At 70.6% G+C, this 26,080-nt stretch carries 21 protein-coding genes; 6 read left to right on the top strand and 15 right to left on the bottom strand.

Annotated features, from left to right (window positions below):
- Nucleotides 1–18: 18 nt before the first annotated feature.
- Nucleotides 19–900: a helix-turn-helix transcriptional regulator gene (locus EJC51_RS02830; RefSeq protein ID WP_126269528.1), complete on the bottom strand. Its 882-nt coding sequence runs from the start codon at nucleotides 898–900 to the stop codon at nucleotides 19–21.
- Nucleotides 901–970: 70 nt separating this feature from the next.
- On the bottom strand, nucleotides 971–1,762 hold the full coding sequence (locus EJC51_RS02825) for an SDR family NAD(P)-dependent oxidoreductase (RefSeq protein ID WP_126269527.1): 792 nt from the start codon (nucleotides 1,760–1,762) through the stop codon (nucleotides 971–973).
- Between the two features lie 304 nt (nucleotides 1,763–2,066).
- Between EJC51_RS02825 and EJC51_RS02820 the strand changes: the two genes are divergently transcribed.
- Nucleotides 2,067–3,461 (top strand): cytochrome P450, encoded by a 1,395-nt coding sequence (locus EJC51_RS02820; RefSeq protein ID WP_126269526.1) that lies wholly within the window; start codon nucleotides 2,067–2,069, stop codon nucleotides 3,459–3,461.
- A gap of 718 nt (nucleotides 3,462–4,179) precedes the next feature.
- Here EJC51_RS02820 and EJC51_RS02815 read toward each other — a convergent pair.
- Entirely contained in the window at nucleotides 4,180–5,049 is an 870-nt protein-coding gene (locus EJC51_RS02815) for an MBL fold metallo-hydrolase (protein WP_126269525.1), read from the bottom strand.
- Nucleotides 5,050–5,271: 222 nt separating this feature from the next.
- Nucleotides 5,272–6,765, bottom strand: coding sequence for an FG-GAP-like repeat-containing protein (locus tag EJC51_RS02810; protein WP_126269524.1), 1,494 nt, complete (start codon nucleotides 6,763–6,765; stop codon nucleotides 5,272–5,274).
- Between the two features lie 607 nt (nucleotides 6,766–7,372).
- Between EJC51_RS02810 and EJC51_RS02805 the strand changes: the two genes are divergently transcribed.
- Nucleotides 7,373–8,011, top strand: coding sequence for a LysE family translocator (locus EJC51_RS02805; RefSeq protein WP_208870804.1), 639 nt, complete (start codon nucleotides 7,373–7,375; stop codon nucleotides 8,009–8,011).
- Here EJC51_RS02805 and EJC51_RS49520 read toward each other — a convergent pair.
- Nucleotides 7,980–8,252: a hypothetical protein gene (locus EJC51_RS49520; RefSeq protein WP_208870679.1), complete on the bottom strand. Its 273-nt coding sequence runs from the start codon at nucleotides 8,250–8,252 to the stop codon at nucleotides 7,980–7,982. The two genes, EJC51_RS02805 and EJC51_RS49520, sit on opposite strands and share 32 nt — an antisense overlap.
- A gap of 124 nt (nucleotides 8,253–8,376) precedes the next feature.
- Nucleotides 8,377–8,790 carry a VOC family protein gene (locus tag EJC51_RS02795; protein WP_126269523.1) on the bottom strand — a complete coding sequence of 138 codons (414 nt, stop codon included), beginning with the start codon at nucleotides 8,788–8,790 and terminating at the stop codon, nucleotides 8,377–8,379.
- A gap of 53 nt (nucleotides 8,791–8,843) precedes the next feature.
- Here EJC51_RS02795 and EJC51_RS02790 point away from each other — a divergent pair, with 53 nt between their 5' ends.
- Entirely contained in the window at nucleotides 8,844–9,455 is a 612-nt protein-coding gene (locus EJC51_RS02790; RefSeq protein ID WP_126269522.1) for a TetR/AcrR family transcriptional regulator, read from the top strand.
- Between the two features lie 23 nt (nucleotides 9,456–9,478).
- Here the strand turns inward: EJC51_RS02790 and EJC51_RS02785 are convergent.
- Nucleotides 9,479–10,296 (bottom strand): IS5 family transposase gene (locus EJC51_RS02785; protein ID WP_126269521.1). Its coding sequence is split into 2 segments (ribosomal slippage): nucleotides 9,479–9,954 and nucleotides 9,954–10,296, totalling 819 coding nucleotides; the frame shifts between segments, so codons are not numbered across the junction.
- Between the two features lie 197 nt (nucleotides 10,297–10,493).
- Here EJC51_RS02785 and EJC51_RS02780 point away from each other — a divergent pair.
- On the top strand, nucleotides 10,494–10,634 hold the full coding sequence (locus EJC51_RS02780; protein ID WP_244362428.1) for an LPXTG cell wall anchor domain-containing protein: 141 nt from the start codon (nucleotides 10,494–10,496) through the stop codon (nucleotides 10,632–10,634).
- A 192-nt stretch (nucleotides 10,635–10,826) separates the two neighbouring features.
- On the opposite strand, the gene EJC51_RS02775 is transcribed toward EJC51_RS02780, so the two are convergent.
- The 5 genes from EJC51_RS02775 to EJC51_RS02750 form a co-directional block, all read right to left on the bottom strand.
- The gene (locus EJC51_RS02775; RefSeq protein WP_244362425.1) at nucleotides 10,827–11,126 is read right to left on the bottom strand and encodes a hypothetical protein; all 300 of its coding nucleotides are present in this window, start codon (nucleotides 11,124–11,126) and stop codon (nucleotides 10,827–10,829) included.
- A 432-nt stretch (nucleotides 11,127–11,558) separates the two neighbouring features.
- Nucleotides 11,559–13,313, bottom strand: a complete 1,755-nt coding sequence (locus tag EJC51_RS02765; protein ID WP_126269520.1) for a cellulase family glycosylhydrolase — start codon at nucleotides 13,311–13,313, stop codon at nucleotides 11,559–11,561.
- 119 nt (nucleotides 13,314–13,432) lie between these two features.
- Nucleotides 13,433–14,944, bottom strand: a complete 1,512-nt coding sequence (locus tag EJC51_RS02760; protein ID WP_126269519.1) for a glycoside hydrolase family 43 protein — start codon at nucleotides 14,942–14,944, stop codon at nucleotides 13,433–13,435.
- A 51-nt stretch (nucleotides 14,945–14,995) separates the two neighbouring features.
- Entirely contained in the window at nucleotides 14,996–17,137 is a 2,142-nt protein-coding gene (locus EJC51_RS02755; protein WP_126269518.1) for an alpha-galactosidase, read from the bottom strand.
- 70 nt (nucleotides 17,138–17,207) lie between these two features.
- A complete protein-coding gene (locus EJC51_RS02750) occupies nucleotides 17,208–19,193 on the bottom strand; it encodes a beta-galactosidase (RefSeq protein ID WP_126269517.1) in 1,986 nt (661 codons plus the stop codon).
- Between the two features lie 543 nt (nucleotides 19,194–19,736).
- Here EJC51_RS02750 and EJC51_RS48555 point away from each other — a divergent pair.
- Both EJC51_RS48555 and EJC51_RS02740 read left to right on the top strand, forming a co-directional pair.
- Complete coding sequence (locus tag EJC51_RS48555) at nucleotides 19,737–20,807, top strand: beta-D-xylosidase (protein ID WP_244362422.1); 1,071 nt, start codon at nucleotides 19,737–19,739, stop codon at nucleotides 20,805–20,807.
- Nucleotides 20,808–21,096: 289 nt separating this feature from the next.
- The gene (locus tag EJC51_RS02740; RefSeq protein WP_244362419.1) at nucleotides 21,097–23,097 is read left to right on the top strand and encodes a glycoside hydrolase family 31 protein; all 2,001 of its coding nucleotides are present in this window, start codon (nucleotides 21,097–21,099) and stop codon (nucleotides 23,095–23,097) included.
- A 125-nt stretch (nucleotides 23,098–23,222) separates the two neighbouring features.
- On the opposite strand, the gene EJC51_RS02735 is transcribed toward EJC51_RS02740, so the two are convergent.
- The 3 genes from EJC51_RS02735 to EJC51_RS02725 form a co-directional block, all read right to left on the bottom strand.
- Nucleotides 23,223–24,497 (bottom strand): multidrug effflux MFS transporter, encoded by a 1,275-nt coding sequence (locus EJC51_RS02735; RefSeq protein WP_126269514.1) that lies wholly within the window; start codon nucleotides 24,495–24,497, stop codon nucleotides 23,223–23,225.
- A 123-nt stretch (nucleotides 24,498–24,620) separates the two neighbouring features.
- Entirely contained in the window at nucleotides 24,621–25,568 is a 948-nt protein-coding gene (locus tag EJC51_RS02730) for an SMP-30/gluconolactonase/LRE family protein (RefSeq protein ID WP_126269513.1), read from the bottom strand.
- Between the two features lie 103 nt (nucleotides 25,569–25,671).
- Nucleotides 25,672–26,028: an NAD(P)-binding domain-containing protein gene (locus EJC51_RS02725; protein ID WP_244362417.1), complete on the bottom strand. Its 357-nt coding sequence runs from the start codon at nucleotides 26,026–26,028 to the stop codon at nucleotides 25,672–25,674.
- Between the last annotated feature and the right edge of the window lie 52 nt (nucleotides 26,029–26,080).

The following is a 26,080-nucleotide window of genomic DNA, read 5'->3' as shown; positions in this document are numbered from 1 at the left end:
CAGGGACTGCCCGGAAGGTCAGCGTGCGCGGTCGTCGGCCGGCATGGGGGAAGGGGCCTCAGTGGCCCAGGCCAGCAGCATCCGCAGGGCGTCGTGCGATGCGCTGCCAGGCTCGGCGGCATACGTGATCAGCGCCTGCTCGGGGTCATCCGCTGGGCGCAGGGTTTCGTAGGCCAGTTCCAGATCGCCGACCACCGGATGGTGGAATCGCTTGGTTCCCGACGTCTTGTCCTGTACTGGGTGTTCGGCCCACCAGCGGCGGAAGTCCTCGCTCTTCATCGACAGTTCGCCGATCAGGCTCGCCAACCGGGGGTCCTCGGGGTGCCGCCCTGCGTCCAGGTGGAGGTAGGCCACGTTCTCGCGGGCACAGGAGGTCCATTCCGCGTACAGCTCGCGGGACGTCTCGTCGAGGAAGGTGATGCGGGCGATGTTGCGCTCGGCTCGGTCCAAGGCCGCGTAGTCGCCGAACAGGGCGCAGGCTGCCGTATTCCAGGCCAGGATGTCCATGCGTCGGCCCATCACTAGTGCGGGTGTGCCCACCAGATCGTCCAGCAGTCGCTGGAGCATCGGGCGCACGCGTTGCGGCCGGGCTTGGGGCGGGGGAACGTGCCGGGTGGCGGACTGCGGTCGGGCGAGGCGGTGCAGGTGCCGGGCGGCATCCTCGTCGAGCTGCAGTGCGCGGGCGAGGGCGTCGAGTACCGCGCCTGAGGGGTTGGGCACGCGGCCCTGTTCCATCCGGGTGTAGTAGTCGACGCTCACTCCGGCGAGCTGGGCGATCTCCTCGCGGCGCAGGCCCGCGACCCGGCGTTGGCCTCCGAAATCCGGCAGGGCGACGTCTTCGGGGTGCAGGAGGGAGCGGCGGGTGCGGAGGAACCCGCCCAGGTTGATCGCTGTGCTCATACGACGATTGTGGCCGGTCGCGGATGGTGGTTGCCTGGCCCTGACAGGGCCAGGCAACCACCATCCGCTGTCAGGAGGCGGTGATGGCGGTCACCAGCCCCCCGTCGACGGCGATGTCCTGGGCGGTGATGTACGAGGACCGAGGGGAGAGGAGGAAGGCCACGGTCTCGGCGATGTCCTCGGCCCTGCCGAGCCGCCCCAGCGGCACTTGGGAGCGGATGGCATCGTGCGAGGCAGGGTCCGGGTTGGCGGCATCGAACATCTCGGTGACGATGTAGCCCGGGCTGATCGAGTTGACCCGGATGCCGCGCCCGGCGAGATCACTGCCCAGCGTGCGGGCCAGATTGTGGACTGCAGCCTTGGTGGCCGCATACACCGGTGCGACGGCCAGGCCCCGGTGCAGTGTCCACGAGGCGTTGATCACGATGGAACCGCCACCCGCCGCATCGAGCAGCGGCAGAACCTTCTGGACCGTGAAGAACACCCCTTTGAAGTTGACGTCGACACTGAGGTCGAAGTCCTGCGCAGTGACCTCGCCACTGCGCTGGAACACTCCGATCCCGGCATTGGCAAACACCCCGTCCAGACGTCCATGGCGTTCACGGATCAGGGCAGCCAACCGGTCGAGATCAGTGAGGCTCGCGGAGTCGGCCCGGACCGTGAACAGACGGGCACCCTGGTCGGACGACTCGCCCAATTGTTCGGCTGCGCGGTCGAGGCGGGCATCGTCGCGGCCGGTGATGACGATATGGGCGCCGGCTTCCAGGAGTAGACGCGCGGTGGCCAGGCCCATTCCGCTGGTTCCGCCGGTGATCAGGACAACACGGTCGTGGAAGCCGGTCACATTGTTGCTGTCGGTCATGACCACAGCTTCGCCACCAGCCTGCGGGCCAGCCAGGGCCAGATCAACCTGGGTCTCCCAGGGCCCCCTTCTGCGGGCAGCCGAGACAGCCTCCGCCACACCGTCCTGGACGTCCAACGATGCGACACGCACCGCTGGCCCCACGTCAACCTCCGAAGGATTTCCGGATCCGACCGCTAAGTGACTCAAGCCGGTTGAAGCAGGGTCCCGCGGAACTGACGCAAAGATCACTCCAGGCATTTCGCCGGCGGATGTTGGGAAGACACTCGCCCGCATCGACGTCCACACGAGGAGTGCTCAGGCTGTGAATGCCTCCGCCGCCGTACCCGCCCCTGTCCCGACCGCTCCTGGCGGGCTTCCGTTGATCGGTCACGCCCATCATCTGGTGCGCACCCCGCTGCCGTTCATCTCATCGCTGCGCGATCACGGCAGCGTCGTCCGAATACGTCTGGGGCCGACCCCCGCCTACGTCGTCACGGATCCGGTGCTCACCCGCACCGTACTGGTCACCGAGGCAGCGCACTTCGCCAAGGGTGGAAAGATCTTCGACGTCCTGCGGGATGTCTTCGGCGACGGTCTGGCCACGATCGGCGACGGCGACACCCATCTGCGCAACCGCCGGCTGATGCAGCCCATGTTCAACAAGGCGCACATCGCCACCCGCCGCACCGCGATGATCGAGCAGGCCAGGTCCATGGTCGAGGGGTGGGAGGAAGGCCAACTCCGAGACGTGTTCGCGGACATGAACGACGTCACGCTCGCCGCCTTCCTCGTCGCGCTCTTCGGTGCGGACCTCCCCGCGAACTTGCAGAGGGAGTTCACCACCCTCATGCCCGCGCTGATGAAGGGGGCGATCCGGCAGACCGTGCTGCCGCCGTGGGTGACCCGACTCCCGCTCCCCGCGAACCGCGCCCAGGCCCGCGGGATCGCCCGGCTGCGCGCCCTCATGGACCAGGCCATCGACCACGGGTCCACCCGGTCGGCGGACACGCCTGTGGACATGGCCGAGCCGGCGGGATGCCCGCATCAGGCGGCCGCCGATGCCGAACGGCCAGGGCTGTTCGAGACCCTGCGGGCGGCCGAGGACCAGTTCACGCGCGAGCAACTCCAGGACGAGGCCATCACCTTGATGAACGCGGCGATCGAAACGACCGCCACCGCCCTCGCCTGGACCCTGTACGAGCTCACTCGGCACCCCGAGATCGAAGAACGGCTGCGCGCCGAACTGGCCGCGGTCTGCGGCGGGCGGCCCCTGCGCGAGGAAGATCTCGACCAGCTCTCCTACGCCCGGCAGGTCCTCCAGGAAGGTGTCCGCAAATACGGGCCGGCCTGGATGGTGACCCGGACGGCCACCCGGGACGTCGACCTGGGCGGGCACCGCATCCCGCAGGGCGCCGACGTCGTGTGGAGCCCGTACCTCCACCAGAACGACCCCGCCCACTTCCCCGACCCCGACGCCTTCGACCCCGACCGCTGGGCCGACGGCCGTGCGCCCTCGACCCGCGATTCCTTCTTCGCCTTCGGGGACGGCCGCCGCAAGTGCATCGGAGAGAACTTCGCCTGGGTCGAGATGCAGATCATCCTCGCGACCGTCCTGGAAGCCTGGCCCCGCTTCCGTCTCGCCTCCCGCCCGCCCCGCCCCGAGACGGCCATCACCGTCAAGCCGGACCGACTGGCCATGGCCTTCGGAGCTTCCTGAGCGGGAACATCAAAGATCTCGCCGGACCTGACCGCTCCGGCGAGATCTTTCCTGCGGCGCTTACCTGCCCACATGATCCGGCTCTGGCACCCGGCGCCGTGCCCTCACGATGCGGGAGAACGAAGAAGCGACCCAGCGGCAAAGGACCAACGGTAGAGGCACAGCTGGCGTGCAACCTGGGCTGCTGCTGTCGGAGTGTGAAGGGGTGCCGCGTTGAGCGGCACCGGATTCCGGCCGTGAGGAGGAGACAGTGCGTAAAGCCGTACTCGGATTGTTCGTGGCACTGGCGGCGGTACTCGCCGTAGTGCCACTTGACGGCGCCGACCAGAGCGAGACCGTCGCCTGCTGCGGCAAGCCACCCGGCCAGCCGTAACGGGTGCGCTCCGTGAGTACAAAGCCATTGAGGTGAGCTTCCGAAAGGCTCCGAACCGCTATGCGCTCCACCTCGGAGACGTCGTCCGACGACATCGCTGAACAGCTCTTTTCCTTGGCGACATCCTTGGCGTCCTAGGCTCCCTGACCAGGCGGAGGTTCCCGGCCGGCCGTCTTCGCTCTGATCCGGCGGACACCGATCGCCGCGGCCTCGACCAGCCAGACCGCCGCCCCCGGTCCCATCGGCAGGAACTGGGCCTCGGTCGGGTTCGTCGGTTTCGGCGTGTGCTCGGCGGGCCGAATGTTGGGGTGTCCTCGCGGCCTGGCCGGCGTCGGAGGGCCGCGATCACGCAGAGACGAACGGCTGCGTCAGATGCGGCGTCGCCAGGTGCAGCGTGGTGGCGGTTTCACGGCTGAGCATGCGCTTCCTCGAGTGCCTGGCTTCCTCAGGATCGTTCTCGTGCACATAGGCGAGTTCGGGGTTGAGTAGTTGGAGTGCGTGGACGAGGAGGTCTCCGGTGATGAGTACCTGTTCGGGGCCGTCGGTGACCAGCACGCTCTGGTGGCCAGGGGTGTGGCCGGGTGTGGCGACCGCGCGCCCAGCGCGCAGCGGCGTGTCGCCGTCGAGGAGCCGGAGCCGGCCGGCCGCGGTGAGCGGGTCGGTCAGGGTCTCGCGAAGCTGTGGGTTGAGGGCGTCGAGGGCGTCGAACTCGGCCCGTTGGAGCAGGTATTCGGCGTTCGGGAAGTAGGGGCGGCGGGCACTGGTCGTACTGCCTGTCGAAGCGTTGGCGTCCACAGCGGCGCTCGCTGATGGGGCGGCCGCCTCAGTGACGACTGCCCACCCGACGTGGTCGGTGTGCAGATGCGTGAGCACCACCGTGTCGACCTCCGCTGGGTCGATGCCCGCGGCGGCCAGCGACTGGGGGAGCGCACCGGGCACGGGTGCCCACGAGCTGGCCGGGCTGTCGGCCGGACCGATCCCGGCGTCCACGACGGTGACGCCCTTGTCGCTGCGGATCGCATACGCACGGAACTGGAGCCACCAGCGGCCCTCCGCATCGACCGCGCCCGGGTCGTGTCGGTCGGCCTCGGCCCACTGAGCGGCGGTGGCCTCGGGGAAGGCCTCGGCACGCGGGGAGAAGAACGGGCCCTCTCCGTCGTTGAGCGCGATGATCTCGATCGAGCCGATGTGGAGGCGGGGAACGCGGAGGGGCATGGCCGCGATCCTGCCATGCCTGTATCCACACCCAACCGCGTTCTCAGAAATGACCGTCGAACAGTTCGACTGCCCGGCCTCCTCGCGCATCACCGTGCGCCGTGCTGGACGACGACGGGAAGTGCCTTTCGCGTCGGTGCGGGGCCACGGCTCGCCGGGTCTCACTGCACGTCAGTGAGCGGCGTACCCGTGCGGGCAACCGGACGGTCCAAGCACCATGGCCTATTGGTCGAAGCCGCTGCCGAGGTGGCTGGTTGTGGTGCCCAGGCCCAGTGCCGGCGGGCCGAAGGCGGCGGAACCGGTGCCGGTCGGCAGGGGCGAGGCGCCCTTGAGTACCCAGACCCCGCCCGCCGGGCTGTTCTCGCCCGGGGCTCCGATCCAGAGCTCGGCGCGGCCATCACCGGTCGTGTCCGCCAGATGTACGGCCGCTCCGAATGCGTCAGACCGCTCCGCGGTGCCGGGCACCGATGCGCTGTTCTGCGTGAACGTCTTCGCGCCGGAGGCGGTGATCCCGGAGGGGCTGCCGTGCAGGAGGGTCACCGCGCCGGCGTCCGAGGCGCTGCCTACGTCCTCGCCCGGTGTTCCAACGGCGAGGTCGAGGCGGCCGTCGCCGTCGACGTCGCCGAGACAGACCAAGCCGCCCCAGTCGTCGCCGTACTCGCCGGTGCCCGGGACGCCGACGGTGTCCTGGTCGAAGCGGACGCGGGGAACGGTGGTGTCGGGGCCCGAAGGGCCGCCGCGCACGATCTCGACGGCGCCGCCCACGGCGTTGACATCGTCGGTGCCCTGCATGTCCTCGTCGCCGGGGCGTCCGAGGACGATGTCGGCGCGGCCGTCGCGGTCGAGATCGCCGACGGCGACGTCGCGGCCGCCGTCGATGGTCTGGCCGGTGGCCGCATCGCGCAGCGTCTGCCCGGTTGTGAGGCCGTGCGTGGAGCCGGGGAACCAGTTGACCAGACGGGGACCGTGGTAGGGCAGTTCATCCTGGCCGTGGGAGATGACGGCGACGACGTCGTCGAGGCCGTCGCCGTTCACGTCCCCCGCGGCCAACACGGGCGGGTTCCACAACTCTTCCGGGTCACCGCCCACGCGGGCGTCCATCGCCTCGGTCCGGGCCGGGCCAGTGGTGCGGCCGAAGGGGCCGTACGCGACGGTGGTACCGGTGGCGAGGTCGCGATGGCCGTCGCCGTCGAAGTCCCCTGCGGTCAGGGCGACGCCCAGCCGCTCGAACGGGGCGCCCTTGATGACCGTGCCCCCGGTCAGACCGCCCTTGGCGCCCCACAACACGGTCAGCGTGCCCGCCTGGTTGTCGGTGTCGCCGACCGCCTCGCCAGGGGTGCCGACGACGAGGTCGGTGAAGCCGTCGCCGTCGAGGTCGGCGGCGGTCAGAGTGGAGCCGAAGGTGTCGTCGCTCTCCGCGGAACCCGGCACCCCGGGGGTGTTCTGGCTGTAGACGCGGCGGGTCTGGTCTTTGAGGGCCTTCGTGCGGCTGCCGTACGTCACCGCGACGTACCCGGCGCGCTCCTGGCCGCCGACGGTGGCGAGGGACGCGGCTGCGGCGGTGTCGGCCACGCCGTCTCCGTTGAAGTCGGCCCGGGTCGGGCCGGTGGCCTGCTCGGCGGCGGCCGGCCCAGCCAGGGCAGTGGGGGAGAGGGCGGCGGTCGCGGCCAGGACCACCCAGACGGCCGTCGAAGTGCGAAGGGTGCGGGTACGCACAGAACCTCCTGCTCACAAATGCACTGATGCGGCAGACCCCTGTATCGGTCCGCGCACCAGCTCAAGACCCCGCGCGTCACCGGATGGTTGTACAAGATCCACCGGCAGTTCGCCGGGGCGGGCGCCGGGTGATGTGCAGATCCCGCTCCCCTGTGTGCGCCGCCCGCTACGCCGGTGATCATGGGCAGCGCCTTTCGTATCGCGCGGTCCGGCCCGGCGTCGCGGCCTGAGCGGGCTGCCTGCAAACCACCCCACCTTCGGCACCCCTCGTAGATACGACGATCGTGGAAGATGCGCCGAGTGACTGGCACTGCCGGGGTGACTGTGGAGCTTGTCGAGAGCGTTCCGACACACGCGCTTGTCGGCCGCGCAGGCGTCCCGAATGTGTCCGAGGCGGCAAGGGCGTATTCCGCCGGGGTGGTATCGGCCTCCCCGCCTACCGGGAGGGCCCCTTCTGGCCGCCTGCCTCGGTCGCCGACCCAGGGACCGTTCGGTATCTGCCCTACACGGAAGCGGCCTTCGTCCGAACATGTCTGCACTCTCGGTCTCCGTCTTTGATGAGGAAAACAGCTGGATGGGCGAGCCTCCCCGTGCTTGTATGACCTTCATGGTGTCTGCTGACCGTTTGCTCGCCTTTGCGGCCATGTCGTTCCTGCTGATCGTGATTCCCGGGCCGAGCGTGCTGTTCGTGATCGGGCGGGCGTTGGCGCAGGGGCGCCGTGCCGCGTTGACCACGGTGGTGGGCAACACGGTCGGCGCTTATGTGCTGATCGTGGCCGTGGCATTCGGGGTGGGGGCGGTGGTGGAACGCTCGGTTCTCGTGTTCACGCTGCTCAAGTTGGTGGGTGCCGCCTACTTGGTGTTTCTCGGCATCAAGGCCTGGCGTGAGCGTGCGTCGTTGCACGCCGTCGTCACCGGAGCGGGGGCCGCGCAGGGTGGTCTGCGAACGTTTTGGGAGGGGTTCGCCGTCGGCGTGACCAATCCCAAGACCATCGTGTTCTTCGCCGCGGTGCTGCCGCAGTTCGTCGACCGTGGTCAGGGACATGTGGCGGTGCAGATGCTGCTGCTGGGCCTGGTGTTCAACGTCATCGCTGTGGCGTCCGACATGGTGTGGGGCCTCGCAGCGGCCACTGCCCGGGACTGGTTCGCGCGCTCGCCGCAGCGGCTTTCCCTGGTCGGCGGGATCGGCGGGCTCACCATGATCGGCCTGGGTGTCACCGTCGCCGCGACAGGCCGCAAGGACTGATGCGCCCCAGCGGGTCGTCGGCCGCGCCGAGGAGAGGCGGGGCGAGTCGCAGCCTTGCTACGCACACCAGTCGCCCAGTGCGTACGACGGAGATGTCGCCGCGGCCCACCGCGACGCCGTGCTCCTCGGCCGTCGCGGTCGGGTGCTCCTCGTTGAGCGCGAAGCCAACGGTCAACTCGCCGTCCTCACCGACCACTTGGTCGCCGTCAAGGACTCCGCGGCCGGTGGCGCGCGACGTCATGTGCTCGATGCCCCTCGCCGGTCATGGCGCATGTGGCCACTCTTCTCCGCGCGGCGGCACCTGACGCCCGCACGCCCCCATCCTCTGTTGGGGCTCCGTGATGCGACGCCCCAACCCGCCCTGCTCAGTTCGTCTCGATCAGCTCCAGCAGATTGCCCTCGGGGTCGGCGACGTACGCGTACCGCATACCGGCACTGGCGCCGGGCGCCGGCGGCGACACTGAAGCTGCACCGCAGTCCTGTGTCAGACGGGCGAACGTGCCGTCGAGATCGGGGACTTGCAGGGCCAGGTGGGTGAAGGTCTGCATGGCGGTGGCGGCGAACGCGTCGGAATGCGACACGGGGCGCGAGCCGGATCGCTCGACGAACTCCACTCGCAGGCCCGCCGTGTCGCTCAGCACGACGGTGCGGACTCCGGCTTCGGGTATCTCCAGGCGCTCCTCGACGTGCGTGAGTCCGAAGGCGTCGGCGTACCAGGCTTCCTGCGCGGCGAGGTCCGCGACCGAGAGGTTGACGTGGTGGAAGCGAGCAATGGACATGATGACTCCTTGGTTAATGCCATTTACCTGGTAAGCGATGTTAACCTATCGGCATGTCTCCTCCCACTGCTCGTCGTCCGGTCGGCCACCATCACGGCAACCTGCGCAACGCCCTCCTGGAGGCTTCCTTGGAACTGGTCGGCGAGCGAGGCCCGCACGGCTTCACCCTGGCCGAGGCGAGCCGCCGGGCCGGAGTGAGTGTCGCGGCGCCGTACAAGCACTTCGCCGACCGCGACGCGCTGCTGGCGCAACTCGCCACACGGGGCTACCACGAGCAGCGGACTCGCTTCGCCGCGGTCATGAATCCCAGCGAGGACCCCGTCGAGCAGCTGGCGTCCTTTGCGGCTGCGTACGTCAGATTCGCTGCCGAGGAACCCGCTCTGTTCGATGTCACCTTCAACGCGGGACTCGACAAATCCAGGTTCGCCGAACTGGCCTCGGCGGGCGACGAGGTGGCCGGCCTCCTGTTGCCGGTGGCCCGGCAGCTCGCTCCGGCCCCGGATGCCGCGTTCGACCTGCTGCTGCGGATCGCCGCCGCCGCGCACGGCCTGGCGGTGTTCCTGAGGCAGGGCTTGTTCGGCATGGGAAGCGCAGCCCTCTCGGACACCGAGGCGAAGGCTGCCCGCACGGCCCGGGAGATCATGGGACAGAACGCCAGACCGTGATCGCCAAAGACTTAGACCGTGTCCTACGTGGTGAGGCGGACGAGCCGCTTGTAGCAGCAGATGGCTGCGGCGAGCCCGAGGAAGGCCAGGTAGTTACGGGGATTTCGCTCGTAGCGGGGGCTGAGTCTGCGGTAGCCGGACAGCCACGACATGGTGCGCTCGATCACCCACCTGCGCCGCCCTAATCGTTCGCTGGACTCGATGCCTTTGCGGGCGATGCGCACGCCTATGCGTTTCCATCGGAGCCATCTGCGCAGGTCGGCACGGTCGTAAGCTTTGTCTGCGTGTAGACGCTGGGGCTTGAAGTACCGGCCGTTGCAGGGGTCGTGTCTCGTTTGGTGACCCTCGATCATGGGCTTCAGCCCTTCGCTGTCGTGGGTGTTGCCGGCTGAGATGCCGACGAGAAGGGGCAGTCCGTTCGCGTCCGACAGGACGTGCATCTTGGAACCCGGTTTGCCTCGGTCCACGGGGCTCGGACCTGTGTGTTCGCCCCCTTTTTAGCCCTGACGTGGGCCGTGTCGAGGACGACGCGGGTGACGTCGATGAGGCCGGCGTCGTCGAGGCGGTGCAGTACGGCTTCGTGCAGGCGGCCCCAGACGCCGGCTCTCGACCAGATCAGGAACCGGCGGTGGGCGGTCGACTTCGATATGCCGAAGCAGGGCGGCAGTTGGCGCCAGGCGCAGCCGCTGACCAGGACGTAGACGATCGCCGCGAACAGTGTCTCGTCAGGCGTGTCCTGCGTTCCGCCGCCCTGCGGCCGCACCCGTGACGGAGGGATCAGTGGCTTTGCGATCTCCCACAGCCCGTCCGGAACAATCCAACTCCATGTACCCCGCCCCATGAACGAATCAACGTCCGCCTGACCACGTAGGACACGGTCTTAGAGCCGCAAAAGGACCACGGTCGTGAGACTGATCCGCCGGGACTCGAAGTGAGACACAGGCCGAAGTCTCGCGTCATGACAGGGCTGTAGGACTGGGACGAGACGGACGTCGTCCGGTCTGCGCCGATCGAGCGGCGGGGTGGCGGCCCGGACGCATGATCTCCTCCATCCGAGCCGGGACCGGTTCGAGCGCATCGGCCGGGTCGACAGCCGCAGGCGCGGCCGCGGTCATCGCCTTGGGCGCCGCGGCCTTCTACGGCATCCGCCGCCGCGCCCGGCGCTCCTGCCCCAGCTAACCGAAGGCGCCGAAGGCGCCTCCATGCGGTGAGCCATTGAGGAAGCTTCGCCCCGGGTCCGGGTAAGGGATACCCACCCGGCCGCTCAGGACACGGGTTCGGGGCGAAGCTGCCGTTGCGGTGCCGACCGTTCGCGGCGCCGGTGGTTTCTCAGACGGCGCCGACCTCGTCTCATGCGGCGCCGACCCCTTCTCATGCCGCGCCGGTAACTCCCGGTGCGATGAATCGCCGGTACAGGGGGCTGAAGCCGGTCTCCGGCGCGCCGCTGATGCCGGCCTTCTCGATCGCGGGGGCCAGACGGTCGGCGAAGAAGGTCAGGAAGGCCTGCTCCGACTCCCAGACGTCGATGACATGGAGTCCCTGCGCGTCGAACCAGGCCACATGGACCTCGCCGCCGACCGGCGCGGACTCCTCCCAGCCGACCGTCTCCCTCACCACGTCGTACTGCTCGGGCGTGACCCCGACCCAGTTCATCGCCATCACTACGGACATGTCCCACCCCTTGTTCGCTGTTCCCCGCATCGTCCCGCGTGACCGGACGCGGGACGAAGAGCGTGCGGAAGCATGACGGAGCGGTCCGCTGCCCCCGCGCGCGGTCTGAAGGGCAGGTGTTTCACCACTTTTGACGCGGACCGCTGTCGGCAAGGCCGCCGACGCCGAGCGGGCGGGTGTACTCGACGGGCTCCTCCGCCTCGAGTCGGGGCGGCGCGCGGCACGCAGGACGACGGACGGCAGAGCGGCGCGTACCGGGTGGGTCAGGCGCAGCCAGGTCGGCGCGTGCACAGCCGTACGCGGCCGCTTAAGGCCTGCACCCCGTCGAAACAGTAGCCGCCCCACTGGTCAGAAGAGCGCACGCGTCCGCCGAAGGGCTGACGGGGGAAAGAGAGCCCCGGATGCCAGACGGCACCCGGGGGCGGGGAAGGGTCAGGCGACGGTTCCGGTCACCGAGCCGGAGGTCTTTGTCACGTGGTACGTCACGGTGGCACCGCTCCAGAAGTGGAAGACGAGCGTCGCCTGAGTGTCCTCACGCAGTGAGTTGACGAACTTGGAGGTGAGGAGAAGACCGTTGCCCGGGTAGTCGGGAGAGAAGGCCTCGTTGAACTCCTGGTAGGGAGTCCAGTTGGTCGGGCCGGCGTTGCTGCCGTCGGCGTACGTGGCCTCCATGGTGGCCAGTTGGTCACCGCGGTACTGGGTGGGGATGGTGAGTCCGCCGGCGTCACCGGTCGCGTCGGAGAGCACCGGCCTGTCGTACGTGGTCACGTGGATCTTCCAGGGCAGGCCCCGGGAGAAGCGGGCCTCGATCGTCGCGTTGACCCCGTAGGCGCGGTCGCCGGCGAGCCGGGTCAGTGCGGTGGCTGTGAGCGTGAGCTGGTTGCCGGAGACGGTGTAGTCCCGCCCCCGGACGAGCTGTTTGCCGCCCTGCCACACGCCGCGGAAGCTGGTGCCGTTCGGGTTCAGCGTGAGCGTCCTGGTGGTGATCGCACTCGACTTCGCCAGGAAGACACGGTCCGAGGAGGCGGTGCCCGAGCGGGTGGTCCAGCTCGACTTGATCAGGTTGATCAGCTCGGGGTCACGCCATTGCAGCGTGGAGCGGTTCAGGAAGTTGTAGGCGTCCCACAGGGCCGTGGTCACCCCGGAGACGCGGGCCTCGTATCCGAACATCTCGAAGTACTTCAGCGCCTCGCCACGTTCGACACGCGGCGCGGGTTGGAAGTGGTCGGGGTAGGACAACAGGCCGTACTCGCCCAGGTAGACGGGGATTCCCTTGGAGACAAGGGTGTCGCGGAGCCGGGCGAAGTTGTCGGTGAGGTCCTTCTGGGCGGTGGCGTCGAACTGGGTGCCGCCGGCGATGTTCACGCTGAACGGGTACCAGCTGTAGTAGTGCACGGTGGCCACCAGGTTGGGGTCGTTCAGCGACTTCATCTCGCTCACCAGGGCGTCCAGGAAATCCTGGCCGGAATTGGTGTGCAGGGTGGGCAGGACGAGCAGACGGGTCGCGTTGTTGCCGCCGGACTGGCGCACCACGCTGTGGAACGCGGTGTTCAGTTCGTCGTTGTACTGGATGCCCTGGGCGTCGGTGGTGTCGTTGAACTGCGGCTCGTTGTTGCTCTCGAAGAGCAGGCTGCTCGGGGAGTCCTTGAACGTGGCGGCGATCTGCGTCCAGGAGGCCTTGAAACGGGCCAGGACGTTGTCGTGGTCGGTGGGCATGTCCGCGATCCACTGCCACGAGTCGTGATGGACGTTGACCACGACGTAGAGACCGTCGGACAGGGCCCAGTCGACCACCTGCTTGACGCGGGTCATCCATCGCGCGTCGATGGTGTAGGGGGCAGTGGAGGACTGGTGGTCGGTCCACGTCACCGGGATCCGGACGCTGCGGAAGCCCTGGGACTTGATGGTGTCGAACAGGGCCTTGGTGACCGGTGGGTTGCCCCAGGACGTCTCGTCGGGGATGGCGTCCAGGGTGTTGCCGAGGTTCCAGCTGGGCTGCATCGCGGCCACCGCGCCCATCGGACTGAGCGCGACGTTCTCCGTCGCCGCGGACGCGCCCTTGTGGGACGGTACGGCGAACGCGGTGGTGCTGGTCAGCCCGATCGCGGCGACCAGCGCCAGCAGCAGACCGAGCACCCGGCGCGGGTCGCCTCTGCGCCGGTCGGAGGGGTGGTGCGTTCCCTTCATCTCTGACCTCTCTCTGTTGGCCGAGCGGGTTCCGCCCGTGGAGGATGGAGCGGTAGGCGGCAAGCGGGGGGTGGGGCGTCTTCGGAAGCCGACGTGGTGCCTCGGCTCGCCGCGCCGGTTCAGAGGCCGAGCGGCTCGTAGTCGAACCAGTCGAAGTGCACGGTGCCGGCCGCCGCGTACAGGCCGATGACCCGTCCGGTGAAGCCGCCTGCCACCTCGGTCGACAGGTAGCGGCCGTCGAGTGCGCCGAGCGGGATGAAGGTGCCGTCCTGCTCCTCGATGCCGAACGTGAGGACGTCGGGGCCGGTGCGGGGGCCGTTCGGAGGGGCGGGGGTGACGTCGAGGCGCAGAACCACGGGCCCGGCGGGCACGGGACGGGATGCCACGACGGTGCGGAAGGGGCCGACGCGGCTCAGGACGCGTACCTGCCCCTCGGCCGCCTCGATCTCGTAGTGGTGCTCCTCGTCCAGACGGACGGCGAGGCCACCGCGCCCTTCGGCGGGGTCGATCCGGGTGCGTACCCGGCAGGACAGGTGCTGCTGACGGCGGCCGGCGAAGACGACGTCCGGCTCGTCCAGCGAGGCGCCGCGGGCCCGCAGGGTCAGCCAGCCGGACCGTTCCTTGGTGGTGCAGTGCTCCGCGGGACGATCGCGCACGGAGATCCACTGCGGCCGCAGCTCGCTGAGGTCGAAGTCGTCCCGGACCTCCTCGGCCGCGCCGGGCACGAGCGGCCATGCCGGCGTGGGCAGAACGGACGGCACCTCGCCGACTACGGGCCAGTCGTCCACCCACGTCACCGGTGCGAGGAACGTCTCGCGTCCCAGCACGTGCCAGCCAGGGGTGCCACCGCGCGGGCGGACCCCCAGCAGCACCAACCACCAGGAGCCGTCGGGTCCTTGGACCAGGTCGGCGTGCCCGGTGTTCTGGATGGGGCGGTGAGTGCCGCGGTGGGTGAGGACCGGATTGTCCGGGCACGGCTCGAACGGGCCGGTGGGCGTACGCCCGCGGGCGATCGAGACGGCGTGACCGCGCTCGGTGCCGCCCTCGGCGATGAGCAGGTACCAGTACGCGCCGATGCGGTACAGATGCGGCGCTTCCGGCGCCTGGGCGCCGGGAGTGCCGGCCCACACCTGGTGCGCGGGTCCGAACGTCTCGCCGGTGTACGGGTCGATACGGACCTGTGCGCCCCCGGCGACCGTGCACCAGCAGGTGCCGTCCTCGTCCCAGGCGAGGTCCGGGTCGATGCCCTTCACCTCGGGCAGTCGGACCGGGTCGGACCAGGGCCCGGCCGGGTCGGTGGCGGTGAACAGCAGGTTGCCCTCGCCCTCGGCCACGTTGGTGACGATCAGCCAGAAACGTCCGTCGTGGTGGCGCAGGGTGGGAGCGTAGATCCCGCCGGAGGACGGCATGGCGGCCGGCAGGCGTAGTTGGGCCGGCCGGTCCAGGGCGTTGCCGATCTGCGTCCAGTGCACCAGGTCGCGGCTGTGGAAGACGGGGATGCCGGGGAAGTACTCGAAGCTGGAGCAGACGAGGTAGTAGTCGTCTCCGACGCGGCAGATGCTGGGGTCCGGGTGGAAGCCGGGGACCACGGGGTTGGTCATGGTGGCGTCCGCCTGCCGCATTTCTGACATGGGGCCAAGTCCCTTTCGTTCAGCGGGTCGTTGTCAGGTGGCACCGGCGGTTCAGGGCGCGTCCGGCACCGTGTGGGTGAGGCGGAGCAGCACGGCGGACGGAGCTGTGGGCAGCGTCAGCGTGAGGTCGGCGGCATCGGGGTTCCAGACGGCTTCGGCCTGGCTCGCGCTGGGGTAGAGGACGTCGACGCGAGCGGCGCAGCCGCGGAGGTGGGGGAGGGGGAGGCTCATGGTGGGCGCGCCTCCGGGGCGGCGCCACACGGTGAGGTAGGTGGTGGCCGGGGTGCGCAGGGCCAGGGCGAGCCACGGGTCGTCCCAGGCCGGCAAGCCGAGCGGCCACGCGGGGACGGCCTGAGGCAGGTCGACACGGAGGGCCTTGTACGCGGCCACCGCCTCGTGGACCAGGGCGCGGGCCTCGGGCCGTAGATCCGGGAGCAGGCCGGACAGGTGGATGCGGCCGAGGAGTGCGCTCACCATGGTGAAGGCGACCTCATCGAGGGAGTCTTCCGGGAGCGGGTAGGCCCAGACGGCGCCCTGCTCGGGGGTGACGGCGGTGGGCGCGGAGGCGGCGATCGGTGCGTACAGCTGGAGGTTCTGCTGGTCGCTGGTGGACTGAAGTTGCAGCCGGGACAGCAGGGCGTAGTCCCAGCGCATGCCTCCGGAGGAGCAGTTCTCCACCACGAGGTGCGGGTAGCGGTCCAGGATGCCGTCGAGCCAGTCCAGTTGGGCGCGGTTGTGGCCGAGCAGTCCGGCGGCCGGGGTCTCGCCGGGGTGGGCGCTGGTGCCGGAGCCGGGGTCGATGTTGTGGTCGAGTTTGAGGTAGCCGACGCCCCACTCGCCGACCAGACGGTCCACGACCTGGTCCAGGTGGGCGCGGGCGGCCGGATGACGCAGGTCCAGGTGGTGGCGGCCGGTCTCCGTGACGCGCACGCCGTCGCGGCGGAAGAACGCCTCGTCCGGCAGGGTCTTGGCCATGGGGCTGCGTACGCCGATCACCTCGGGCTCCAGCCACAGGCCGGGCACCATGCCGCGCTCGCGGATGCGGTCCAGCACCTCGTGGATGCCGCGCTCTCCGGGGAACCGGGAGGCGGCCGGCTCCCAGGCGCCGACGCTGTCCCACCAGCCGCCGTTCTCGTCGTCGTACCAGCCGGCGTCGATGACGAAGTACTCCGCGCCCGCCTCGGCCGCCGCGTCGATCAGCGGCAGCAGTTTCTCCGTGGTGGGGTCGCCCATCAGGCAGTTCATGTAGTCGTTGAAGATGACGGGGAGTCGCCGGTGGTCGGAGTGCGGGCGGCGGGCGGTGCGGCGGTAACGGGTCAGCGCGGCGAACGCGTCGTCCGGGCCGCCGTCGGCGCTGAAGGCGAGGGCGACGGGTACGGTGTGGAACTCGCCGCCGGGCTCCAGAGGATGGCGCCAGCCGTGGTGGGTGTCGGTGGGGCCGAACAGGGCCAGGTAGGCGAGTTGGTCGCGTTCACCGCACTCCCAGTGCCAGCCGCCGCCGTTGTGCTCGATCTGCCACAGCCAGGTGCGTCCCGAGTCACGGTCGGTGAGGCCGCCCATGGGCAATCGGCCGCAACTGGACCACACGCCCCGGCCGGTCTGGGTGAACTCGCCCTTGCCGTTGTCGTAGACGACGACGCGGTCGCTCAGCACCGGCGAGGTCACCCGCATCGGCCGGCGCTGCCAGCGGCATTCGGCGACCCAGTCGTTCTCCGCCCACAGCAGATCCGCGCCCCCGATGGCCTCCGGGCCGTCCGCGAGACACCCCACGACCAGGGACGAGACCGATTCCAGGTGCAGCGCGGCCTCCCCGCCGTTGCGCAGGACCACCTCGCCGCGCAGTACGGGCACCCCGTCCGGCGAGCGGTAGGTGACCTCCGCGACGAGCCCGGTTTGAGGGTCGCGGAGTTCGACGGTCAGCACGTGCCAGTCACCGTCGCGGGACACGCGGTGCGCGTGGTGACGCAGCCGTCCGCCGACGTACGAGTCGATGAGACGCCCGCCCGACCAGGCGCGGCCGTGCCCCGCGGCCGTGACCTCCAGCAGGGGCAGCGGAGGCCAGTTGCGCCGCTCGGGGGGTGTCCCGCCGGGGAGGCCGATGTGGGTGAGGCGGGCGGTGCCGTCCTCGCCGACGTCGATCTCGACCTCCAGGGCCGCGTGGCCCCAACGGAGGGTCTGCGGTGCGCCGGTCATGATGGCCTTTCTGGTCGGGGTCGGAATGCGCGGGGCGGGCCCCAGCGGTGAGGGGGGCTCGGGCGGAGGGTCAGGTGGTACGGAGCACCGCGCAGCCGCCGGGCGGCAGTTCGGACAATGTGCTGCCCGTGAGCAGATCGTGGGCGGGCTCGGGCAGGGGCACGGGTTCGGGGCGGTGGTTGATCAGGACGCGCCAGCGACGGCCGTCCGGGGCGCGTCGGACGACGGCCTCGACCTGAGCGGGCAGGCCCGGCACCTCGGGAGCCACCCCCGCCTCGTCGAGCAGCCGGGCGACCAGGGCGGCGTAGCCGGCGTCGTCCAGGCGGGTCGAGAGGTACCAGGCCTTTCCGCTGCCGAAGCGGTGACGGGTCAGCGCCGGGCTGCCGGTGAGCATGCCCTCGGCGTAGGCGGCGAGCGTTTCGGCACCTTCGGCGCGAAGCGACTCGCTCCAGACGGTGCCGTGCGTTCCGTCCGACAGAGCGATGCGCTCGTCGCGCCGCAGCGGCCGGTACTCCTCGACGCGGATGCCCAGCGCCTCGCGCAGCGGCTCGGCGGGGTAGCCGCCGAGGCGGGCGTGCATGCGGTCGTCGACGTATCCGCTCGCGTGCTGGACGAGGAGAGTCCCGCCGCCGGCGACGTAACGGCGCAGGTTCTCGGCCGCCCCGTCGGACAGGAGGAACAGGGCCGGTGCGATGACGAGCGGGAAGCGGCTCAAGTCGTGCTCGGGGTGCGCGAAGTCGACGGTGACGCCGGCGTCCCACAGTGCCCGGTGCGCCCGGCCGAGTGCCGCGTGGTAGTCAAGGTCCGCCGAGGGCAGGCCGTCCACGCCGAGTGCCCACCAAGCGTCCGCTTCGTGCAGCACCGCCACCGAAGCGGTGACCGTCGATCCCGCCAGCTCCCCGAGCCGGGCGACCGCCTCGCCGACCTGCGCGACCTCACGGAAGACGCGGCTGTCCGGCCCCGCGTGCGGGACCATCGCCGAGTGCCATGTCTCGGCGCCGGCACGGGACTGCCGCCACTGGAAGAACAAGGCCCCCTCCGAACCGCGGGCGATGTGCCCGAGGGTGTGGCGCAGGATGTCCCCGGGCTCCTTGGCCAGGACCCGGTCGCGGTCGTAGACGGTATTGGTGCCCTGTTCCAGCAGCAGCCAGGGGTGGCCGCCGGCCAGGGAGCGGGTGCGGTCGGCGTGGAAGGCGGCGTCGGCGGCGGCGTCCAGACCGGGAGCGCTCGGGTACTGGTCGGACGTGACGACGTCGAGTTCGCGGGCCAGGGCCCACAGGTCGACGTTCTGGTAGGCGGGGAGCATCAGGTTGGTCGTCACCGGCCGGTCGCTGTGCGCGCGGATCGCGTCGCGCTGCTCGCGGTAGGCGGCGATGATCTCGTCGGACCAGAAGCGGCGGAAGTCCAGTGCCTGGCCGGGGTTCTTGTGCCACTGCGTCACGCGCGGCGGCAGCACCTGCTCCCAGGAGGTGTACCGCTGGCTCCAGAACGCCGTTCCCCACGCCTCGTTGAGAGCATCCAGGGAGCCGTGGCGGGCGCGCAGCCACACCCGGAAGGCGGCGGCGGTGTGGTCGCAGTAGCAGAGCGTGCCGTACTCGTTGTGGACGTGCCACAGGGCGACGGCGGGGTGCTCTCCGTAGCGTTCGGCCAGGGCGGAGGCGATGCGGCGGGCCGCGCTGCGGTAGGCGGGCGCGGTGAGGCAGTAGGTGTCGCGGCTGCCGTGGATGAGGCGGGTGCCCTCGGGGGTGACCGGCAGCGCGTCGGGGTGGGCCAGGGTGAACCAGGGCGGCGGGGAGGCCGTAGGGGTGGCGAGGTCGACGGCCACGCCGTTCGCGTGGAGGCGGTTCATGTGGGCGTCGAGCCAGGCGAAGTCGTAGCGGCCCTCGTCCGGTTCCAGCAGGGCCCAGGAGAAGACGCCTACGGTGGCCAGGTTGACCCTGGCCCGGCGCATCAGCGCGTCGTCCTCCTTCCAGACCGGTTCGTCCCACTGCTCGGGGTTGTAGTCACCGCCGAAGGCGAGGCCGCCCAGGCGGTCGGTCAGGCTGCGGGTGGTCATGACTGGTCCTCGGGAAGAAGGGTCTCGGCAACCGCCGGGCGAGCTCTGGCCCTGCTGACGGTGTGAGGGAGCGGCTCCGCTCCAGCAGCGGGGAATGGGCGGGGGGAGCCGCTCCCGGTCACAGGGCGGGGGCGCAGACGGACGGCCGGTTCAGCCCCTGATCGCGCCCGAGAGCACACCGGTGCGGAAAGTGCTTCCGCCGGAACGGGCAGATGATCAGCAGCGGTACGAGTGTCAGGACGACCACCGGCCTCGGCAGGGGCGGCGGGGCCGTCCGTGCGTGCCCGGAGCCGAGGCCGGAGTCGACCCTGCTGTGCCGACAGGGCTTCCGCGGTTCAGGTCGTTGCTCAAGGCGGCGGCCCGTCCCTCTCGATCGTCGAAGCGCTTCACCTGGCCGGGAACGTTAATGACACGCCCCTTGTGAGACAAGAGGGCAGGCGTCAAGAAAATCTCTTTGGCCCAGGCCGTTGACAGCCTGTCGTCGCGATGCGAGCGTCGAAGCGCTTCGATAGCCCGCAACCAGCCTGCCTAGGGGTCTTCCTCGTGGGTTCTTCGTCCCTGCCCGCGGCCCGGCATCCGTTCCGCGCCCCGGCGCCGCCGACCGACAGGCGCGCCGACGACCTGCTCGGGCGGCTCACGCTCGCCGAGCGGATCGCGCTGCCGCGCCGGTACGCGCCGGCCGTCGGGCGCCTCGGCATCGCGTCGCTGCGCGCCGGCACGGAGGCGCTGTACGGCGTTCACCGGCTCGGCGAGGCGAAGGTCTTCCCCCAGGCGGTCCCCGTCGAACTGCGCGCGTTGCACTACCACCGCCCGACGGCGAACGACATCGGCAGCAACGGCCTCCAGGCGGTGAACCTGCTGCGCGACCCGCGCGGGTGCCGCAACGAGGAGGGCTGCTCCGAGGACCCGGTACACACGACACCGCCGGGCAGGGCCTACGGCGCGGTCCCGGCCGACGGCCACCCCACCCACGTGCGCGCGGCCGGGGCGCTCGAGCACTTCCTCGCCTGCAACAACGAGGACCACCGCTGCGTCACCTCCTCCGGCCTGCGCCCGCGCGACCCGGCCGCCTTCCGACCCGCCGTCGCCTCGGGTGCGGCGACCGGCGCGATGGCCGCGTACCCCCTGGCCAACGGCCGCCCCTGTCACGTCAGCCCACTCATCGAGACCGGACTGCGCAGCTGGTTCGCTGTCTGCGCCGTCGAGGCCCCGTCCGACCGGCAGCTATCCCTACGCCCTCCACTGGGCCGACAAACACCTGCCCGCCGTGGTGTGGACGTCCTACGGCGGGCAGGAGACAAGCCGGGCACCGACCGCCGTACTGCCCGACGAGGCCGACCGCGCGGGCCGGCTGCCACAGACCTGGTACCGGGGCGACGACGCGTTCCCGCACCCCCTCGACCACGACGTCAGGCGAGGGCCGGGAGCTGTCTTCCGCCTCGTCCCCGGACAACTCGCTCACGGGGACGTCGTCACCGGGGCCTTCACCCGTGGACCCCGGCGCCGACGACCATCCCACGGGCGGCCGACGACCAGCACCCGGTCTCGCCTGGGCCGAGGGCGTCGAACCGCGCCTGCACTGGTTCGTCGACGGGGCCGAGCACACGGCCTTGATCCCGAGTACCGATGGTCCCCGCGAGACGGCCCGCTTCCGTGCGCACACCATCACCGAGGGGCTCGCGGCGTCCGACCTCCCCTACGAGGATTCACCTTCTGCTCCTCCAACCGCAGTTCAGCCAGCGAACCACCACCGCAGCGCCCGCGCCCGCACTCGACCGGCAGGCCACGGCTCTCACCGTCGAACTCGACGGTGAACCCGGCCTCTCCCGAGGCATTGGACGCGCACAGCCCCCACCGCCTCGCCATCGCCACTGCCACCCGCATCGGAAGGAACGGTATGCCCATGTACCAGCACGTCGAGGCAGGGATCGAGCGCCGAACCCAAGGGGAGGTGCTGCGCGTCGAGCCCTGGGGCCCGCACGCGGTCCGGGTACGCGCGGCGGCCGACAGCATCGACGACGAACGGAGCTGGGCGCTCGACCTGCCGGTGCGGGACGCGGGCGAGGCCGAGGTGCAGGTCCGCGAGGACGGTACGGCCCGCCTGGTCAACGGACGGATCACCGTGGAGGCCGACGCGGACGGGCGACTGCGCTTCCTGCGCACCGGGGAGGTGGACGAGGGCCGCGAGCTGCTGGCCGAGAAGCGGCCCTACCACGGCTACCCAGGCCCCCGCGTCCACACCCCGCGCGGCGACGGCACCTACACCGCCGAGCAGTTCTTCGAGGGCTACGACGGCGAGCGCATCCACGGCCTGGGCCAGCAGCCGCACGGCGGCCTGGACCACAAGGGTCGCGTCATCGACCTCGTCCAGCGCAACACCGTCGTCACGATCCCCTTCCTGCACTCCTCCCGCGGCTACGGACTGCTGTGGAACAGCCCCGCCACGGGCCGCGTCGAACTCGCCGCGGACGCCACCCGCTGGGTCGCCGATCAGACCCGCCAGATCGACTACTGGATCGTCGCGGGCGACAACCCCGCCGAGATCATGTCCGCCTACGCCGACGCCACCGGCCACCCGCCCCTGCTGCCCGACTGGGCGAGTGGCTTCTGGCAGTCCAAGCTGCGCTACCGCACCCAGGACGAACTCCTCGCCGTCGCCCGTGAGCACCACCGCCGTGGCCTGCCGCTGTCGGTCATCGTCTGCGACTTCTTCCACTGGACCCGCATGGGGGACTGGTCGTTCGACCCGGAGGACTGGCCCGACCCCGCCGCCATGACCAAGGAGCTGGACTCCCTCGGCGTACGGCTCGTGGTGTCCGTCTGGCCCACCCTGGAGGACGACAGCGCCAACCTCGATGCCCTGCGCGCCTGCGGGGGCCTGGTCCGGGACAGCCACGGCGGCCTGCTGCGCCACCACTGGCCGGCGCGCGGCGGGGACCAGCGCTACCTGCCGATGGCGTACTACGACGCGACGCACCCCCGTGCCCGGCACCTCCTGTGGGAACAACTCCACGCCAACTACCTGCGGTCAGGCGTCACCGCCTTCTGGCTCGACGCCTGCGAACCCGACCTCCCGCCGAGCATCGCGCCGCGAGCCGTCTACCACGCCGGCCCGGGCCCCCAGGTCGGCAACGCATACGGTGCCGAACACGCCCGCGCCGTCGCCGACGGATTCCGCGCAACCGGCGACGACCGGCCGCTGAGCCTGATCCGCTCGGCCTGGGCCGGCAGCCAGCGCCACGGAGTCGCCCTGTGGTCCGGGGACATCCTGCCCACCTTCGACTCCCTGGCCGCCCAGGTCCGCGCGGGCCTGAACGTCGCCCTGAGCGGCATCCCCTGGTGGCACACCGACATCGGCGGCTTCCTGGGCGGCAACCCCGACGACCCGGCGTACCGGGAACTGCTCATCCGCTGGTTCCAGTACGGCACCTTCAGCCCCGTCATGCGACTGCACGGTGACCGCGAGCCGAACCAGCCCTTCAGCGCGCGGATGAGCGGCGGCCCCAACGAGGTCTGGTCCTACGGCGAGCAGGCCTATCCGATCCTGCGCCACCATCTCCTCCTGCGTGAACGTCTGCGCCCCTACCTGCACGGACTCGCCGAGACCGCGCATCGCACCGGCGCCCCGCCCATGCGCCCGCTGTTCTTCGACTTCCCCGACGACGCGACCGCCTGGGACGTCGACGACCAGTACATGCTCGGCCCCGACCTGCTCGTCGCACCGGTTGTCGAGGCGGGCGCACGCGAGCGCGCCGTCCACCTGCCGCACGGGGCCCGTTGGATCGACACCGCGACCGGGACGGAACACGAGGGCGGCAGGACGCTGACCGTCGCTGCGCCACTGGAACGCATACCCGTCTTCGTCCGTGCGGGGTCCGCTCTCACCGGAACGCAGGTGTACTGATGCGCTTGGTGGTGCCGCAGGCGAACGCGGTCGGGTTCCAGGATTGGTAGAGCCCGGATGGTGACCTGTCGCGTAGGCGTCCGTATGCGCGACAGAGTGCGACGGCATCGGCCTGGTTCGCGGGCTTACTGGGCCAGCGGGTCCCGCGTGGGACGGCTTGGGCGGCAGAGGGCCAGGAAGCAGACCGTCGCGGCCAGCGCGAGGCCGAGCACCGACAGGGCCATGGGCAGGGCCGTGCCCTGGTCGCCGAGACCGGCGAGGGCGGGCGCGAGGGCTCCCATGAGGAACTGTGTGGTGCCCAGGAGTGCTGAGGCGCTGCCCGCCGCGTGCGGGGCGCGCTGAAGGGAAAGGGCGGTGGTGGTGGGCAGGATCATGCCGACCGGGCAGGCCGTGAAGAACAGCGCGGTGGCGATCCAGGGCAGGCCCGCGTGCGTGAGGGTGGCCAGGACGACCAGGGCGGTGCCCGCGGTGGCGAGTACGGCCAGGCCCGCCCCCAGGATGCGATGCGAGGGGAAACGGCCCAGGAGCAGTTTGCCGTTGAGCTGCCCGGTGGCGACCATGCCGACCGAGTTGAGGGCGAAGAGCAGGCTGTAGGTCTGCGAGGAGGCGCCGTAGACCTCTTGCAGGGTGAAGGAGGAGCCGGCGATGTAGGCGAACAGGGCGGCGAAGCCGAGGCCTCCGGTGAGCAGATAGCCCGAGAAACGGCCGTCTTTGACGAGGTCGCCCATAGTGCGCAGGGTGTCGGGGAGCCCGCCGCGCCGGCGCTGCTGGGTCGGCAGGGTCTCGGTCAGCAGGGCCGCGGTGGCGGCGAGGATGACCAGGCCCAGCACGGTGAGGGTGACGAACACGCCGCGCCAGGAGGTCAGGCGCAGCAGTTGGGCGCCGAGCACGGGGGCGAGGATCGGCGCGGTGCCGGAGACGAGCATCAACGAGGACAGCAGGCGGGCGGCGCCGAGTCCGTCGTACAGGTCACGGACGACGGCCCGGGCGATGACGATCCCGGCGGCGCCCGCCAGGCCTTGAATCAGGCGCATGCCGATGAGGACCGTGGGATCGGGGGCGACGGCGCACAGGAGGCTCGCCGCGACGTACACGGTCAGGCCAGTCAGGAGGGGGCGGCGCCTGCCGAGGGTGTCGCTGAGGGGCCCGATGACCAGCTGGCCCAGGGCGATCCCGGTCATGAAGGCGGTGAGGGTGAGCTGGGTGACGGCCTGTGAGGTGTGGAGATCTCCGCTGACCTGAGGGAGGGCGGGGAGGTAGAGGTCGATGGAGAGCGGGCCGAGCGCGGTCAGGGAGCCCAGGATCAGGACGAGGGGCAGACGGCGCGGAGGGCGGTCCGGGGACGGCGCGTGGAGGGTGTCTGCTGTCCCGGCGCTGCTGGTCGGAATGGGGTCGGACATGTCGGTTCCAGGGCTGTCGGGGGGAGCGGTTCGTGCGGACCACTGTGCTGCCGGTTCTGTACGGGCCGGTGCCGCGCGGTCGGCGCGGCACCGGCGCCGGTGGGATGCGTCCTGCCGACCGCGTCAGCGGCCGAGGTGGGCGATGAGCAGGTTGGGGTCCTTGCCGGTCATGTAGGCGGCGCTGGGGACGTACACCTTGCTGCCGTGGACCGCGATGGATGTGGGGGTCTGAAGACCGTCGGCCGGGGTGAGGACGGTGGCGTGGGTGCCGTCGGGGCGGACGAGGTCGACCTGGTTGTCGTCGCGGGCGGCGAGCAGGGTGTCGCCGTGGCCGGTGAAGGCGAAGTCGTCGATGGACGGCATGCCGGTGGCCCGGACCTGGATCTTTCCGGCGGTCCCCTTGGCGGTGACCGGGATACGCAGGACGGTGCCCCGGTCGAGGTTGGTGGCCCAGACGGAACCGTTGTGCAGCTTCAGGCCGTTGGCGCCGGCGAACGTGGTGGGCTCCAGCTGCGTGCCCTTGGCCCAGACGGTGGCCTCTCCGCCGCACGCGGGGAGGCGGTAGATGACGCCGTGCACGGAGTCCGTGACGTAGAGCTTGTCCGTGCGCTGGTCGAGGGCGAGGCCGTTGGGCAACCCGTCGGCGGGCAGGGCGGCGATACGGTGCGGGCGGCCACCGGGACGTACGACCCAGACGCCGGTGAGGTCCGCGGTACCGGTGGCGTAGGTGACGTACAGGGTGCCGTCGTCGGCGCGGGCGATGCCCCCGACGAACGCCTTGCCCAGGTTGGGGGTGTTCGCCTTGGCGGGTGCGGGCAGGGTGGCCAGGACGTGCGGCCGGCTGCCCGGAGTGACGCGGACGATCTGCCGGGCGAAGGAGAAGGTCAGGTACGCGGCCCCGGTGCGATCGACGGTGATGTTCTCGGGCTGCTGCGAGGCCGCCAGCTGGAAGTGGTTGGTGATGTGCGGCGCGGAGAGGGGCTGGGCCGCTGCGCTCGCCGTTGCGGTGGCCGGGGAGGCCAGCAGGACCGCGGTCGCGGCGAGGGTGGTCAGGGAGGTACGGACGCGCATGGGGTGGTTCTCCTGGTGGAGCCTGCTGACGGTCCACTGCCGGCCCGTGGGGGATTGTGGGCCGGCAGTGGGGCTCGATGGGGTGCTACTGGTACGGGTACTGCTACGGGTCAGGGGGCGACGATCTTGATCGTGCTGGCCCAGCCGTAGCCCGCCTCGCGGATCTGCAGGGCCATGTGCACCGGCTGGAAGCCCTCCGGCTCGCGGGCGGATTGCCGTTCACCTCGCCGGCGATCAGGGTCGTGGCGAACGTGGTGTTGAACGCCTTCACGACACGGGTGCCCGGTGCGACGGCCTCGGCGATCCGGCCTTCGCCGGTTGCCTGCCCGCGCGGTTCGTCGACGAGCCGTACGGCCTTGCCGGGGTCCTTGGCGGTGACGGTGACCGTGTGTCGTCCCGTCAGAGCCGGGGTGGCGATACCCCGGGCCGTGTTGCCGGCACCGACGATGGTGATCTCCATGAGAGGGGGTGTCCTTCCGCCTGTACTGCGCTGCGCCCCTGTCCTGTCCTGT

The organism is Streptomyces aquilus (genome assembly GCF_003955715.1).
Taxonomy (GTDB): Bacteria; Actinomycetota; Actinomycetes; order Streptomycetales; family Streptomycetaceae; genus Streptomyces; species Streptomyces aquilus.
The sequence above is the reverse complement of the archived record's forward strand: the minus strand, read 5'-3'. Positions and strand labels throughout refer to the sequence as shown.

What these genes read in the sequence shown, in the direction of transcription:
- EJC51_RS02750 (WP_126269517.1), bottom strand. Translation starts at nt 19,193, where the DNA reads ATGACCACCCGCAGCCTGACCGACCGCCTGGGCGGCCTCGCCTTCGGC.
- EJC51_RS49520 (WP_208870679.1), bottom strand. Translation starts at nt 8,252, where the DNA reads ATGACGTCGCGCGCCACCGGCCGCGGAGTCCTTGACGGCGACCAAGTG.
- EJC51_RS02815 (WP_126269525.1), bottom strand. Translation starts at nt 5,049, where the DNA reads ATGCCCCTCCGCGTTCCCCGCCTCCACATCGGCTCGATCGAGATCATC.
- EJC51_RS02735 (WP_126269514.1), bottom strand. Translation starts at nt 24,497, where the DNA reads ATGTCCGACCCCATTCCGACCAGCAGCGCCGGGACAGCAGACACCCTC.
- EJC51_RS02725 (WP_244362417.1), bottom strand. Translation starts at nt 26,028, where the DNA reads ATGGAGATCACCATCGTCGGTGCCGGCAACACGGCCCGGGGTATCGCC.
- EJC51_RS02780 (WP_244362428.1), top strand. Translation starts at nt 10,494, where the DNA reads ATGATCTCCTCCATCCGAGCCGGGACCGGTTCGAGCGCATCGGCCGGG.
- EJC51_RS02775 (WP_244362425.1), bottom strand. Translation starts at nt 11,126, where the DNA reads ATGTCCGTAGTGATGGCGATGAACTGGGTCGGGGTCACGCCCGAGCAG.
- EJC51_RS02765 (WP_126269520.1), bottom strand. Translation starts at nt 13,313, where the DNA reads ATGAAGGGAACGCACCACCCCTCCGACCGGCGCAGAGGCGACCCGCGC.
- EJC51_RS02760 (WP_126269519.1), bottom strand. Translation starts at nt 14,944, where the DNA reads ATGTCAGAAATGCGGCAGGCGGACGCCACCATGACCAACCCCGTGGTC.
- EJC51_RS02790 (WP_126269522.1), top strand. Translation starts at nt 8,844, where the DNA reads ATGTCTCCTCCCACTGCTCGTCGTCCGGTCGGCCACCATCACGGCAAC.
- EJC51_RS02825 (WP_126269527.1), bottom strand. Translation starts at nt 1,762, where the DNA reads ATGACCGACAGCAACAATGTGACCGGCTTCCACGACCGTGTTGTCCTG.
- EJC51_RS02730 (WP_126269513.1), bottom strand. Translation starts at nt 25,568, where the DNA reads ATGCGCGTCCGTACCTCCCTGACCACCCTCGCCGCGACCGCGGTCCTG.
- EJC51_RS02830 (WP_126269528.1), bottom strand. Translation starts at nt 900, where the DNA reads ATGAGCACAGCGATCAACCTGGGCGGGTTCCTCCGCACCCGCCGCTCC.
- EJC51_RS02755 (WP_126269518.1), bottom strand. Translation starts at nt 17,137, where the DNA reads ATGACCGGCGCACCGCAGACCCTCCGTTGGGGCCACGCGGCCCTGGAG.
- EJC51_RS02740 (WP_244362419.1), top strand. Translation starts at nt 21,097, where the DNA reads ATGTACCAGCACGTCGAGGCAGGGATCGAGCGCCGAACCCAAGGGGAG.
- EJC51_RS02795 (WP_126269523.1), bottom strand. Translation starts at nt 8,790, where the DNA reads ATGTCCATTGCTCGCTTCCACCACGTCAACCTCTCGGTCGCGGACCTC.
- EJC51_RS02805 (WP_208870804.1), top strand. Translation starts at nt 7,373, where the DNA reads ATGGTGTCTGCTGACCGTTTGCTCGCCTTTGCGGCCATGTCGTTCCTG.